Source organism: Caballeronia sp. 11_S32 (assembly GCF_056930355.1).
The window spans coordinates 1,263,173-1,276,459 of the sequence record NZ_JBXOWH010000003.1 but is presented as its reverse complement, the minus strand read 5'-3'; the positions used below and the strand labels follow the sequence as shown (position 1 = coordinate 1,276,459).

12 protein-coding genes are annotated in these 13,287 nt (G+C 65.3%); 8 read left to right on the top strand and 4 right to left on the bottom strand.

Going from position 1 to position 13,287, the window contains the following annotated elements; genetic code table 11:
• Positions 1 to 114 precede the first annotated feature (114 nt).
• Positions 115 to 1,434, top strand: coding sequence for a putative hydroxymethylpyrimidine transporter CytX (gene cytX / locus AC1Z32_RS17510; RefSeq protein ID WP_483479815.1), 1,320 nt, complete (start codon positions 115 to 117; stop codon positions 1,432 to 1,434).
• Between the two features lie 67 nt (positions 1,435 to 1,501).
• Here the strand turns inward: cytX and speB are convergent, their stop codons facing one another.
• Positions 1,502 to 2,518 (bottom strand): agmatinase, encoded by a 1,017-nt coding sequence (gene speB / locus AC1Z32_RS17505; protein ID WP_483479814.1) that lies wholly within the window; start codon positions 2,516 to 2,518, stop codon positions 1,502 to 1,504.
• A gap of 116 nt (positions 2,519 to 2,634) precedes the next feature.
• On the opposite strand from speB, the gene AC1Z32_RS17500 reads away from it, so the two are divergent.
• The gene (locus AC1Z32_RS17500; protein WP_483479813.1) at positions 2,635 to 3,546 is read left to right on the top strand and encodes a LysR family transcriptional regulator; all 912 of its coding nucleotides are present in this window, start codon (positions 2,635 to 2,637) and stop codon (positions 3,544 to 3,546) included.
• 314 nt (positions 3,547 to 3,860) lie between these two features.
• Entirely contained in the window at positions 3,861 to 4,286 is a 426-nt protein-coding gene (locus tag AC1Z32_RS17495; protein ID WP_483479812.1) for a hypothetical protein, read from the top strand.
• 45 nt (positions 4,287 to 4,331) lie between these two features.
• Here AC1Z32_RS17495 and lolA read toward each other — a convergent pair whose 3' ends face one another.
• Both lolA and AC1Z32_RS17485 read right to left on the bottom strand, forming a co-directional pair.
• Entirely contained in the window at positions 4,332 to 5,012 is a 681-nt protein-coding gene (gene lolA / locus AC1Z32_RS17490; RefSeq protein ID WP_483481666.1) for an outer membrane lipoprotein chaperone LolA, read from the bottom strand.
• A 44-nt stretch (positions 5,013 to 5,056) separates the two neighbouring features.
• The gene (locus tag AC1Z32_RS17485) at positions 5,057 to 7,384 is read right to left on the bottom strand and encodes a DNA translocase FtsK (protein ID WP_483479811.1); all 2,328 of its coding nucleotides are present in this window, start codon (positions 7,382 to 7,384) and stop codon (positions 5,057 to 5,059) included.
• Positions 7,385 to 7,767: 383 nt separating this feature from the next.
• On the opposite strand from AC1Z32_RS17485, the gene trxB reads away from it, so the two are divergent.
• From trxB to AC1Z32_RS17460, 5 genes are all read left to right on the top strand, one after another.
• A complete protein-coding gene (trxB, locus tag AC1Z32_RS17480; RefSeq protein ID WP_483479810.1) occupies positions 7,768 to 8,763 on the top strand; it encodes a thioredoxin-disulfide reductase in 996 nt (331 codons plus the stop codon).
• 195 nt (positions 8,764 to 8,958) lie between these two features.
• Complete coding sequence (locus AC1Z32_RS17475; RefSeq protein ID WP_483479809.1) at positions 8,959 to 9,786, top strand: Smr/MutS family protein; 828 nt, start codon at positions 8,959 to 8,961, stop codon at positions 9,784 to 9,786.
• A 22-nt stretch (positions 9,787 to 9,808) separates the two neighbouring features.
• Entirely contained in the window at positions 9,809 to 10,396 is a 588-nt protein-coding gene (locus tag AC1Z32_RS17470; protein WP_198399211.1) for a trimeric intracellular cation channel family protein, read from the top strand.
• 126 nt (positions 10,397 to 10,522) lie between these two features.
• Positions 10,523 to 11,176 (top strand): protein-L-isoaspartate O-methyltransferase family protein, encoded by a 654-nt coding sequence (locus AC1Z32_RS17465; RefSeq protein WP_483479808.1) that lies wholly within the window; start codon positions 10,523 to 10,525, stop codon positions 11,174 to 11,176.
• A gap of 55 nt (positions 11,177 to 11,231) precedes the next feature.
• Complete coding sequence (locus tag AC1Z32_RS17460) at positions 11,232 to 11,555, top strand: rhodanese-like domain-containing protein (RefSeq protein WP_483479807.1); 324 nt, start codon at positions 11,232 to 11,234, stop codon at positions 11,553 to 11,555.
• Positions 11,556 to 11,585: 30 nt separating this feature from the next.
• Here AC1Z32_RS17460 and AC1Z32_RS17455 read toward each other — a convergent pair whose 3' ends face one another.
• Positions 11,586 to 13,160 (bottom strand): GDSL-type esterase/lipase family protein, encoded by a 1,575-nt coding sequence (locus tag AC1Z32_RS17455; protein ID WP_483479806.1) that lies wholly within the window; start codon positions 13,158 to 13,160, stop codon positions 11,586 to 11,588.
• Positions 13,161 to 13,287 lie beyond the last annotated feature (127 nt).

Here is a 13,287-nt window from a genome sequence, read left to right as displayed (position 1 = left end):
CAAATGGCAGAGTGGTCACGCGGGCAGTTCGACCGCAGAATCGGGGCATTATGACAGCCGTGCGCGCAGGCATGCCCGCGCAGGCTCGACAAGACAATATAGGGACGCGAATCCATGCAGCAAGACACTCTCGGCGAAATCGACAGCAGCGCCACCTACGCGCCGCTCACGCCCGTGCCGCCCGAGCGGCGCGCCTTCGGCACGAGCGACGCCTTCGCGCTGTGGTTCTCGCTCGGCATTGGCCTGCTGGTCGCGCAGGCGGGCGCGCTGCTCGTGCCGGGCCTGTCGCTGCCGCATGCGCTCGCGGCGATCGTCATCGGCACGGTGATCGGCGTCGTGCTGCTCGCGCTCGCGGGCGTCGTCGGCACGGATACGGGGCTTGCCGCGATGTCGTCGCTGCGCCCGACGCTCGGCGTGCGCGGCGCGTCCGTGCCCGCGGTGCTCAATGCGATACAGCTCGTCGGCTGGGGCTCGTTCGAAATCATTGTGATGCGCGACTCCGCCGAAGCCCTCGCGAAGCAGTCGTTCCACTTCTCGATGCCGCTCGTCTGGACGCTCATCTTCGGCGCACTCGCGACGCTGCTCGCGGTGAGCGGCCCGCTCTCCTTCGTGCGGCGCTTCCTGCGGACCTGGGGCATCTGGCTGCTGCTCGGCGGCGCGGGCTGGCTCACGTGGAATCTGCTCGCGAAGCATGATCTTTCCGCGTTGATGGCGCGCCCCGGCACCGGCGAAATGGCGTTCGGCGCGGGCATCGATCTGGTCGTCGCGATGCCGCTGTCATGGCTGCCGCTGATCGCCGATTACACGCGCTTCGGCAAGAGCCCCGGCGGCGCATTTCGCGGCACGCTCCTAGGCTACGGCATCGCGAATCTGTGGTTCTATGCGCTCGGCGCGATCTACGGGCTCGCGGCGGGCGGCGGCGACGCCTTGCTCACCACCGCGTTCGCGCAGGCAGGCGGCGGCCTCGCGCTCTTTCTCATCCTGATCGACGAAACCGACAACGCCTTCGCCGATATCCACTCAGCGGCCGTATCGACAGGCACGTTCTGGGCGCGCGCCAGCGTGCCCATGCTCTCGTGCGCGTTCGGCGCGCTGTGCACGCTCGTCGCGCTCGTCGTGGAGATGGGCAAGTATCAGAACTTCCTGCTCCTGATCGGCTCGGTCTTCGCGCCGCTTTTCGGCGTCGTGCTCGCGGATCACTTCATCGTGAGAAAGCGCCGCATCGATACGGCCGCGCTCGGGTCTGCCGATGGCCGCTACGGTTATTCGGGCGGCTGGCACCTGAGCGCATTCATCGCGTGGGGCATCGGGATTGCCGCGTATCACGCGATCAATCAATGGCTGCCGAATCTCGGCGCGACGCTGCCCGCGCTCGCGCTCGGCGCCGTGTGCTATTTGCTGCTCGTGTCGGGAAGGCGCCGCGCTTACGCGTGACAGGCGTTTTCAATAAGAAAAGCCGCCGGATGGCGGCTTTTCCCTGTCAGCGCGCGGAACTGCCGCGTTACTTCGCCGCGCGATACTCCACGCCCGGCAGCACGCACAGCAGTTCGAACGCGAGATTCGCGCCGAGCAGCGCGGTCGTGCCGAACGGGTCATACGGCGGCGCCACTTCCACCAGATCCGCGCCGACGATATTCAGCCCGCGCGCGCCGCGCACGATTTCCAGCGCTTGCGGCACGGTGAGCCCCGCGATTTCCGGCGTGCCCGTGCCGGGCGCGAACGCCGGATCGATGCCGTCGATATCGAACGTGATGTAGACGGGGCCATCGCCCATCTGCGCGCGCACTTCCTCCATCAAGGGCGCGAGCGACTTGTTCCAGCACTCCTCCGTCTGCACGACGCGAAAGCCCTGCTCGCGGCACCAGTCGAAATCGCCTGCCTCGTAGCCCGTTCCGCGCAGGCCGATCTGCACGACGCGCGAGCAATCGAGCAAGCCCTCTTCCACCGCGCGGCGAAACGGCGTGCCGTGGGCGATCTTCTCGCCGAACATCGTGTCGTTGACGTCGGCGTGGGCATCGATATGAATCAGCCCGACCTTGCCGTGCTTCGCGTGAATCGCGCGCAGGATCGGCAGCGCGATGGTGTGATCGCCGCCGATCGTGAGCGGCTTGCAGCCGTGCTTCAGGATCTCGCGATACGCGCGCTCGATGCGGTCGATCGAATCGAGCAGGTTGTACGGATTGATCGCGACATCGCCGATATCCGCCACGCGCAGCGAATCGAAGGGCGCGGCGCGCGTCGCCATGTTGTAGGGGCGCAGCAGCACGGACTCACTGCGCACCTGACGCGGACCGAAACGTGCGCCAGTGCGGTTCGACGTGCCGAGATCGAACGGCACGCCGACGAAGCATGCATCCAGCCCTTCCGCCGACTGGACGTGCGGCAGGCGCATCATCGTCGTGATGCCGCCGCAGCGCGGCATCTGGTTGCCTGAGAGCGGCTGCGGGCGCTCGGCGCGCTGTTCGAGGAAATGCGAGTCGAAGTGCTCGGCGGGCGCGAAAAGCGAGGATGTATTCATGGCGTCAGATGAATGCGAGTTGTCATCCGACAATTAATAGCCGCTTCCGAGCGAAGTTAAAATGGCGACGAAATTAACTTCACATCGATATCCATCGATGTATCGGCGGCGCACCCATGTTCACTCACCTCTCCGATCTCGATTTGCGCCTGATCCGCGTCTTTCTCGCGATCGTCGATGCGGGCGGCGTCTCGTCGGCACAGGCGACGCTCAATGTCGGTCAGTCGACCATCAGCACGCAGCTCGCCACGCTCGAAACGCGGCTCGGCTATCGGCTGTGCGAGCGCGGGCGCGGCGGTTTCGCGCTGACCTCGCGCGGCGAACAGTTCGTCGAGGCGTGCAGGACGCTGCTCGCGGCCATCGACACTTTCGATTCGACTGCGCGCAACGTCGGCAAGAAGCTCGTCGGCACGCTCACGCTCGGAATGATCGGCAATACGCCGGTCAGCGCGAACGCGCGCGTCAGCCAGGCAATCGCGCGCTTCCGGCAGCGCGACGAATCCGTGCGCTTCGCGGTGCTCGTGCGCTCGCCGGGCGAGCTCGAGGAAATGCTGCTGTCGGAGCGGATACAGATGGCGATCGGGTACTTCTGGCATCGCGTGCCGTCGCTCGAATACACGGAGATTTTCGCGGAGGATCAACTGGCGTATTGCGGGCGCGAGCATCCGTTGTTCGCGCGGGCGGGACGCGTCGGCGCCGCGCAGGCGTTCGAGCACGACTGGGCGTGGCGCAGCTATCCGCTGCCCGAAGCGGGCGAACTCACGCCGCGCAAGATCGGCGCGGTCGCGGACAACATGGAGGCCGTCGCAATGCTCGTGCTGTCGGGACGGCATCTCGGCTATCTGCCCGAGCATTTCGCCGCGCCCTATGTGAAGGAAGGTCTGCTCGCGCCGCTGAACCCGAAGTCGATGCGCTATCGCGTCGCGTTTCAGATGGTCACGCGCGCTGAGCGCGGAAATGCCGCGCGCGGTGCGAAGCGCGAGATCGTGGAGGCATTCATCGCGGACATGCAAGCCGCGCACGCCTGATATTCGCAGCGAGCGCATTTCGATTTAATTGCTATTAATCAAGTTAATCGCCAATAAAAATGCTCTTAGGCTTATAACATCTATTTTTACAGTTCTAATATCAAATTCGCATTGCCCCATCAATACGAATTCTCCTCATATCTGTCGGCGCACATCTCAAGAATAAGACCAACCACTTACCCGGACGGCCCGATGTGCGCTCCTGCCGTACCGGATATACAGCGTCGATAAAACAGAAGACCTTCTTTTCTATGGGGGAAAAGATGAATAAAACGAACCTGAGAGTAGCAGCACTGGCTGGAAAAATCACAGTAATGGCCGCGACCGCGTGTTTTTCGATCGCGGCAGGCGCTACCCCGGCGACGGGTGGCACCATTACGTTCATCGGCGCGCTGGTGGCGCCTTCGTTTGCGATGTCCGTCGGGCCCGCTGCGCGCGCGCAAGGCCCGACGGCGGCGCAGACTCAGATAGCGGGCACGAGCGGCGGCACGACCTATGTGACCTTCCTTCCAGTGCCATACAGTCCGACCAATGCCGATGTGTCGCTCATGGTCGCGGGCCACGCGCGCACCGCGGACGCCCTGACCGCCAGCTTCACCGACGGCAAGGGGCGCATCGTGAAGCCCGGTCCGGGCGGAACCTATCACGTGGGCGTGATGGGCGGCACGCTGTCGATGCGCGCGAAGGACGACGCTCCGCCGTCCGGCACGGAGGTGACGCTCGTCACGAGCTATCGTTGATCGATGCGGGATTGCGCGGCCCGCACGGAGCCGCGCAGCAAAGCCTCAACCGTTGATCACGTCCGCGCCCTTCGGCACGGTGAACTTGAACGTATCGCTCTTGATCGGCGGGTTCTTCTGGATGTTCGAGAACGTGAGCAGCGTGACGTTGCCGAAGACGTCGTGCAGCTCCATGGCCTGCAGATTGCCGTCCTTGAAGCCGATGCCGACCGTCTCGAACTGCGTGTCCTTCGACTTCGGCGTGAGCTCGAGCCAGTCGATGCCGCCCTTCTCGCCCGCATCGCGCAGATTGAAGTTCTTTTCCAGATCGTTGCTGCCGAAGAGGATAGCCGCCGGGCTCGCGCCGAGCGCGCCGCCGAGCGTGCGCACGGTGACCTGGTTCAGATCCTTGTCGTAGACGTAGAGCTTGTCGCCATCGGCCTGGAGGATCTGCGAGTACGGCTTCTGATACGACCAGATGAACTTGCCCGGCCGCGCGAACATGAACGTGCCGCTCGACGTGGCGCCCTTGGTCGGCACCGTGGTCGACGTCGCGCCGTTGTTCGCCTTGCCCGGCGCCTTGATTTCCTGCTGCGTGAAGTCGCCGCGCGCCGCGCGGACCTGCGACACGAACGCCTTCAACTGTTCCGTGCCGCTCGCGAATGCGTGCGATGCGAAGAGCATCGACGCCGAAAACATCGCCGCACCGATTGCCTTGATCACAGTGCGCCCCGTGTATTGCTTCATTGTGTTGTTCTCCATGTAATGCCCGCCGCGCGTGATGAGACGCGTCATTCCGCGTCGCGCGCCGGCGTGAGGATCTCGCGGTTGCCGTTCGACGACATCGCCGAGACGAGCCCCGAGTTCTCCATCTGTTCGAGCAGGCGCGCCGCCCGGTTATAGCCGATGCGCAAATGCCGCTGCACGAGCGAGATCGACGCGCGCCGGTTCTTGATGACGACCTCGACCGCCTGATCGTACAAAGGATCGGCTTCGCCATCGGCGCCGCCGGCCCCGCCCGCGCCCGCCGAGCCTTCGTCGCCGTCCCCCGCGAGACCGCCTTCGAGAATGCCCTCGATATAGTTCGGCTCGCCGTGCTCCTTCAGCTTGTCGACCACGCGGTGCACTTCCTCGTCCGACACGAACGCGCCGTGCACGCGCACCGGCAGCCCCGTGCCCGGCGGCAGATACAGCATGTCGCCCATGCCGAGCAGCGACTCGGCGCCCTGCTGATCGAGAATCGTGCGCGAATCGATCTTCGACGACACCTGGAACGCCATGCGCGTCGGCACGTTCGCCTTGATGAGGCCGGTGATCACGTCGACCGAAGGACGCTGCGTCGCGAGAATCAAATGGATGCCCGCCGCACGCGCCTTCTGCGCGATCCGCGCGATCAGCTCTTCCACCTTCTTGCCGACGACCATCATCAGGTCGGCGAGCTCGTCGATCACGACGACGATGTTCGGCAGGCGCGTGAGCGGCTCCGGCTCGTCCGGTGTCAGGCTGAACGGGTTCGGAATCTTTTCGTCGCGCTTCTTCGCTTCGTCGATCTTCGTGTTGAAGCTCGCGAGATTGCGCACGCCCATCTTGCTCATGAGCTTGTAGCGGCGCTCCATCTCCGCCACCGCCCAGTTGAGCGCGTGGCCCGCCTGCCGCATGTCGGTGACGACCGGGCACAGCAGGTGAGGAATGCCTTCGTAGACGCTCATTTCGAGCATCTTCGGATCGATGAGGATGAGGCGCACCTGTTCCGCGCTCGCCTTGTAGAGCAACGAGAGGATCATGGCGTTGATGCCGACGGACTTGCCCGAGCCGGTCGTGCCCGCGACGAGCAGGTGCGGCATCTTCGCGAGATCGGCGCAGACCGGATTGCCGCCGATGTCCTTGCCGAGGCCCATCGTGAGCGGCGAGGCGCCGTTCGCGTAGACCTCGGAGCCGAGGATTTCGGACAGCTTCACGGTCTGACGGCGCTGGTTCGGCAATTCGAGCGCCATGAAGTTCTTGCCCGGAATCGTCTCGACGACGCGAATCGACACGAGCGACAGCGAGCGCGCGAGATCCTTCGCGAGACCGACGATCTGGCTGCCCTTCACGCCCGTCGCGGGCTCGATTTCATAGCGCGTGACGACCGGCCCCGGATAAGCCGCGACCACGCTCACCTCGACGCCGAAATCCTTCAGCTTCTTCTCGATGAGACGCGACGTGTATTCGAGCGTATCGGCGGCGATGGTTTCCTGCGTCTTCGGCGGTGGATCGAGCAGCGCGAGCGGCGGCAGCGTGGAATCGCCCGGCAGGTCCTTGAAGAGCGGCACCTGCTTTTCCTTCTCGGCGCGCTCGGAGCGCGCGGGCGTGGGCGCCGCGGGCACGATCATCACCGGCTCGTGATCCTCGCTCTTCTCGCGCGAGCGCACCACCTTGCCTTCGCGCTTGACCGCGGCCGCTTCGCCGAGCTTGCGGTCGCGCCCGGCTTCGCGGCGCAGTTGCGCGCCGGTGATCGCGTTGAGAATGCCGTCGCCGACCTTTTCGCACACGGACAGCCATGAGAAGCGGAAGTAGATCGACAAGCCGATCGCGAGCGCGATCAACAGAAAGAGCGTGGCGCCCGTGAAGCCCAGCGCATGCGATACATGCCGCGCGATCACGTCGCCGACCACGCCGCCCGGCGCGCGCGGCAACTGCACCTTGAGCGACCACATGCGCAGCGCCTCGATGCCGTCGCTCGCGAGCAGCACGAGGACGAAGGCGAACGCTTCGGCGAGCCAGGTGCGGTCCTTCGGCGCGTCTTCATCGGCGACGGGCGGCTGCGCGGTCTGCTGAACGAGCCGCCGGTAGTTCGCGACGATGCGCCGCGCGAGCAGCACGATCAGCCAGTACGAGGACAGGCCGAAGATGAGCAGCAGGATATCGGACGTGTACGCGCCAACGCGCCCCGCCCAGTTCGCGATGTGATCGACGCTCACGGCGTGCGTCCAGCTCGGATCCTTGCGGCTGTACGAGAGAAGCGCCATCACGAGGAACAGTCCGAGCGCGACCTGGAGAATCCAGCGAATCTCGGTGAAGAGCCGCGACATGCGGTGCGGCAATGCCTGCGGGCTCGCGGAATAGGTTGCTTTGGCCATTGATTCGGTGTCGCGTTGTGTCGCTTTTTGCGGCCTCGCGCGTTTGGACAGGCCGCATGGAACGGTGGCCTATTGTAAACGCTGCATTGCGGTGAAAGGCGCAAAAACGGGCGCGTTCTTGCAACCTGTAACACTCGTCACGCGCTCGTCATGCGGCCGGCGCCGCGCCCGACGCCTATCAATCCGATTGAAAGGTTCACTCGGAAGGCTTTTCCGGCGACCTTTATAATCCCTCTTTTGCTCCTAGATACGGTTCATCGGAAGCGCCTCCGGCGCGTTCGCGCGGCTGGCGTCGATGTTGCTGCGTTGCAGACGTCGGTCAGGCGCCGTAAGAGGCGCAACCGGCGTACTTCCGAGCTGACCACCAATAACGGACCATCATCATGTCTTCGCCCAAACACGCCAAAGTGCTGATTCTCGGTTCCGGCCCCGCCGGCTACTCCGCCGCCGTCTACGCCGCGCGCGCGAACCTGTCGCCGCTGCTCATCACCGGCCTCGCGCAAGGCGGCCAGCTGATGACCACCACGGACGTCGAGAACTGGCCGGCGGACCCTTCGGGCGTACAGGGCCCCGAACTGATGCAGCGTTTCGAGGAACACGCGCGCCGCTTCAACACCGAGATCGTGTTCGATCACATCCATACGGCGAAGCTCAACGAGCGTCCGTTCCGCCTGATCGGCGATTCGGGCGAGTACACCTGCGATTCGCTCATCATCGCGACGGGCGCATCGGCGCAATATCTCGGCGTGCCGTCGGAAGAAGCGTTCATGGGCAAGGGCGTGTCGGCCTGCGCGACCTGCGACGGCTTCTTCTATCGCAACGGTGAAGTCGCGGTGATCGGCGGCGGCAATACGGCCGTCGAGGAAGCCATCTACCTCGCGGGCATCGCGAAGAAGGTGACGGTCGTGCATCGCCGCGACAAGTTCCGCGCCGAGCCGATCCTGATCGACCGCCTGCTCGCGAAAGAAAAGGAAGGCGTCGTCGACATCAAGTGGAATCACGTGCTCGACGAAGTCACCGGCGACCAGTCCGGCGTCACCGGCCTGCGCGTCAAGGACACGCAGACGGGCAAGACCACGGACATCGCGCTGCAGGGCGTGTTCGTCGCGATCGGCCACAAGCCGAACACCGATCTCTTCGTCAACCAGCTCGAGATGAAGAACGGCTACATCATCACGAAGGGCGGCACCACCGGCGACGCAACCGCGACGAGCATCCCCGGCGTGTTCGCGGCGGGCGACGTGCAGGATCACGTCTATCGTCAGGCCATCACGAGCGCGGGCACCGGCTGCATGGCCGCGCTGGACGCGCAGCGCTATCTCGAGACCATCAACGAGACGCCGACGCCGCATTCGATGAGCCACGAAGCGGATCGCTGATCGACCCGCGCGGGCGCGAGACGGCGCGCCCGCACGAACGACGGGCCACGGTTCGAACCGCCGGCCCGTTTTCGTTTCGACGCGCGCGGACGGTCGTTGCGCGCGCCGGCATCCGGCATGCGGCGCGCGTGGCACAATCGGCGCGCAACGCGTCGTGTCCGCTCACGTTCCTTGACGATTTCCGCTGGCCGAACGATGCCGAAGAATCTCCCCCACCCGAACGAACCGAAAGCCCGGCAAAAAGTTGCGCCGCGCCCGGCCGCGCCCGCTGAAGCGAAGCCGGCCGATGCGCGCCATGTCGCCGCCGCCGTGAAGCGCGAAGGCTTAGGCGGACTTTCGTCGCTGAAGAGCGCGTTGAAGGCCGACGCCGAGAAGCGCGAAGTGCAGCGCGTCGCGGCGGCGCGCGCCGAGCGCGAAGCCGTCGCCGATGCCGACGAGTTCCGCCGCGCGATCGGCGAAGTCGAGCCGCTCAAGACGCCGCCGCGCACGACCGTCACGCGCGTGCCGCCTCCGCCCGTGCCGCTACAGAGCCGCCGCGACGAGGAAGCCGTGCTGCAGGAAGCGCTCTCCGACGAATACGATCCGGAAAGCCTGCTCGATATCGACGAAACGCTGTCCTACTACCGTCCCGGCATCAGCCAGGAAGTCGTGAAGAAGCTCAGGCGCGGCGCGTGGATCGTTCAGGCGCAGCTCGATCTGCACGGCATGCGCCGCGAGGAAGCGCGCGAGGCGCTCGCGGAGTTCATCCGCGAATCGGTGAAGCGCGGGCTGCGCTGCCTGCGCGTGATCCACGGCAAGGGGCTCGGGTCCATCGGCCGCGAGCCGGTGCTGAAGGGCAAGGTGCGCGCGTGGCTCGTGCAGAAGTCGGAAGTGATCGCGTTCTGTCAGGCGCGGCCGCATGACGGCGGCGCGGGCGCCGTGCTCGTGCTGCTGCAGCCGGGCGGCACGCCGCGTCATCACAATCATCCGCAGGACAAGAGCCTCGGCAAGCACCCTAATCCGGGGCCGGACAGTGCATCCTAGACTCAGCCTCGCTATCGCCATCATGGAGGCGCTCGCGATTTTCGCGTACGCCTTCTCGGGACTCATCGAGGCGCGCAAGCGCCGGCTCGACGCGGTCGGCGCGTTTCTCGTCGCGCTCGTCACCGCGTTCGGCGGCGGCACCGTGCGCGACGTGCTGCTCTCGCGCCGCCCGTTCTACTGGGTCGAGCATCAGGATTACGTGCTCTTCATCTTCGCGATGGCGATCTTCGCGCCGCTCTTTCTGCGCGTGACGTCGCGCCTCTTCGACCAGCGCGCGCTGCTCGTCACCGATGCGGTCGGGCTCGGCCTCTTCAGCGTGTCGGGCACCTCGATCGCGCTCGACGCGCAGATGCCCGCCTTCACCGCGACGATGATGGGCGTCGTCACCGGCGTGTTCGGCGGCGTGCTGCGCGACGTGCTCTGCAACGAAATCCCGCTGATCCTGCGCGACTCGCGCCCTTACGCCGTGTGCGCGTTCGCGGGCTGCTGGATCTATCTCGGGCTCGACCGGCTCGACGTCGACACGATCTACAACGTGCTCATTTCGACGGCGTTCATCCTGCTCGCGCGGCTCGTCACCTTCAAGTTCGATATCCGGCTGCCGCACTAGCGCCAGCCGGCCCGATGCGCGAAACAGGCGGGAAAACCCGTCCTTTTGCTACAATCCCGTAGTTTTCTAGCCCCGCATCCGGCCGCGATGCACGCCTGCCTCCGGTCGCCATTACGCACACAGAACATGAACATCGAGCAAGCGCGTTTCAACATGATCGAGCAACAGATTCGTCCGTGGGAAGTGCTGGACCAGGACGTGCTGAATCTGCTCACGATCGTCAAGCGCGAGAACTTCGTTCCCGCCGCGTACCGCAATATCGCTTTCGCGGACCTCGAAATTCCGCTGCCCGGCGGCGAGCGGATGCTCGCGCCCAGGGTCGAAGCGCGCATCCTGCAGGAACTCGCGGTTCAAAAGGGCGAAACCGTGCTGGAAATCGGCACGGGCTCCGGCTATATGGCGGCGCTCCTCGCGCATCGCGGCCGCAGCGTGACCACGGTCGAAATCTCGCCGGAACTCGCCGACTTCGCGAAGCAGAACCTGACGGCAAACGGCGTGACGAACGTCGAAGTCATCACCGGCGACGGCGCGCTCGGCTGGAATCAGGGCGCGCCTTACGACGTCATCTGCGTGTCGGGCGGCCTGCCGGTCATGCCGCAGGAGTTTCTCGAGCAACTGAAGATCGGCGGGCGCATTGCGGCGTTCGTCGGCGCGGCGCCGGTCATGAAGGCGCAGATCATCACGCGTGTCGATGAAAAGCAGTTCCGCGTGTCGGACGTGTTCGAGACGCTCGTCGCTCCGCTCAAGAACGCGGTGCATCCGTCGCTGTTCAAGTTCTAACAGCCGAAAGCGCGCTGCCGGTCAGTCCGGCAGCGCGCGTCCTGCCGGAATCTCCATGCAAAATCTCACCGCACCCGAACTCGCCGCGTGGCTCGCGGATACCTCGCGCCCCGCTCCCGTTCTGCTCGATGTGCGCGAGCCTTGGGAAATCCAGACGGCGCAGATGGCCAACATCGTGTCGATTCCGATGCGCGACATCCCCGCACGCAGCGAGGAGCTCGACGACGAAGCGCAGATCGTCTGCATCTGCCATCACGGCGCGCGCAGTGCGCAGGTCGCGATGTTCCTGGAATCGCGCGGCTTCACGCAGATGTTCAACCTGTACGGCGGCATCGACGCCTGGTCGCGTCAGGTCGATCCTTCGGTTCCCACGTACTGATTCCTTCCGGACGGCGGGCCCACGCTCCGCTCATCCCGCGCTCGACCATAGCGCCGTGCCATGCGGCGAATAGATGACGAGATGCCCGTCCTTCTGGATCAACCCATAGGAGCCGGGCACCGAGGTGTGCGTCTGCCAGACCATCGCGCCGTTGTTGTCGAACATCGCGAGATTGCCGTCCTCCTGCATGCGGACTTCGACGCCCGGCTTGCCGCTCACACGCGATGACCAGATCGCCTGGCCATTCATCACGGCCACCAGATAGCCGTCGTCCCGCATGCTCAGCGCCACGTTCCCGCTGCACGCCGCGAGCGCTTGCCCTGCCCCGAGCCCTTCTCCTGACGTGAGCCGGCCGCACGCGCTCGGCGCGTTGATCGGCGGCAGCGCGGCGAACCAGGTCAGATCGACGGCATTGGCGATCGCCTGCATGCCCGCGTCGTTCGGATGCAGGTCGTCGCCGCTGTTGTAGGAACTCGCATAGGCGGACGCCCGATCGGAGCCCGCCGGGTCGCCCAGCACCTCGGCCAGATCCAGCACGGCATCGCAACCGCTGGTTCGGCCGCGCAGAAACGCATTCACCGTCTGCCGCGTGTTCTCGATGTCGGGCGTCCATTCGGCCACGCCTTCGAACGGCGTCAGGGTCGAGCAGATCGCGCCCACATGCGCGTCGTTCGCCTGCTTCACGAGCCGCTGATACGCGTCGATGAGTCGCTGCGCGGTCGGCGGATTGCCGCTGATGAGATTGTTCACCGCGTCGTCGGAAATGATCACCCACTTCACGTTCGCCTGCCCGAGCACGTCGCGGCCGAAGCGCGTGAGCCCGGCCTGGCCCGAGCCGTCCGTGAAGAAGTCATTCCCGCTGATGCCCTGGTTCAGCACGCCGACATTCATGCCTGCGCGGATCAGCCGGTCCGCGAGCCGGTTCGGCCAGCGCCGGTTCATGTTCGGCGTCGACTCCATCCCGTCCGTGATCGACGCGCCGAACGCGACCACCGCGCCCGTTGCGGCGGCGTTCATCACGTCGACATTGGTGAGGAAATAGTAGGACTGGCCGCCCGCCGCATTCGCGACGCCGCCGGAAAACGCCGAATCGGCGCTCACGTCGCCCGGCGCGATGTAGACGTCCTGCATTGCGTCGATATGGCCGGTCGAACGCGGCGGCGTCTGCGAAGGAATGTGCATGCTCACGGCGATGTCGGCGAGCGCCGGCACCTGGAACGCGACGGCGTCGCTCTGCACGGAGCCGCCCGCCGGAATCGAGACGTAGGTCTGGCCGTTGAAGGTCACCTGGCGATCGGTGTTCGCGATCGTGCGCGCGGCGCGCGAACGGCGCGCGATATGCACGTCGCCAATCGTGATCGGCTTCTCGCCGAAGAGATTCGAGAACTTGAGACGCGCCGCCGTGCCGCCGATGCTCGTATGCACGATCTGGCGAATCGTCTGATTATTGAAGCCGGAATCGGGGGTGATGGCGGGCGCGGTGGACCACGTTCCGGTCCACGGCGCCGTCGTGACGATGCCCTGCGCGAAATAATGCGACGTGTCGGGCCATGACAGGACGACGACGAGCGCGAGCCCGATGAACGTGTGCAGCCCTCGTTTCACTCCGCCTCCCTGTCTCGATGGCAACGACGCATCGAACGCACGTCTCCATCATCCAATTGGTAGACCAAAACTAGACCATGTTGCCCGTACGGTAGCCGTGCGATGCCGTACAGACAACGCGAAAAGC

Bases quoted from the DNA above. Each gene is read 5' to 3' on its own strand.
- cytX (WP_483479815.1), top strand. From the start codon at position 115: ATGCAGCAAGACACTCTCGGCGAAATCGACAGCAGCGCCACCTACGCG.
- speB (WP_483479814.1), bottom strand. From the start codon at position 2,518: ATGAATACATCCTCGCTTTTCGCGCCCGCCGAGCACTTCGACTCGCAT.
- AC1Z32_RS17500 (WP_483479813.1), top strand. From the start codon at position 2,635: ATGTTCACTCACCTCTCCGATCTCGATTTGCGCCTGATCCGCGTCTTT.
- AC1Z32_RS17495 (WP_483479812.1), top strand. From the start codon at position 3,861: ATGGCCGCGACCGCGTGTTTTTCGATCGCGGCAGGCGCTACCCCGGCG.
- lolA (WP_483481666.1), bottom strand. From the start codon at position 5,012: ATGAAGCAATACACGGGGCGCACTGTGATCAAGGCAATCGGTGCGGCG.
- AC1Z32_RS17485 (WP_483479811.1), bottom strand. From the start codon at position 7,384: ATGGCCAAAGCAACCTATTCCGCGAGCCCGCAGGCATTGCCGCACCGC.
- trxB (WP_483479810.1), top strand. From the start codon at position 7,768: ATGTCTTCGCCCAAACACGCCAAAGTGCTGATTCTCGGTTCCGGCCCC.
- AC1Z32_RS17475 (WP_483479809.1), top strand. From the start codon at position 8,959: ATGCCGAAGAATCTCCCCCACCCGAACGAACCGAAAGCCCGGCAAAAA.
- AC1Z32_RS17470 (WP_198399211.1), top strand. From the start codon at position 9,809: ATGGAGGCGCTCGCGATTTTCGCGTACGCCTTCTCGGGACTCATCGAG.
- AC1Z32_RS17465 (WP_483479808.1), top strand. From the start codon at position 10,523: ATGAACATCGAGCAAGCGCGTTTCAACATGATCGAGCAACAGATTCGT.
- AC1Z32_RS17460 (WP_483479807.1), top strand. From the start codon at position 11,232: ATGCAAAATCTCACCGCACCCGAACTCGCCGCGTGGCTCGCGGATACC.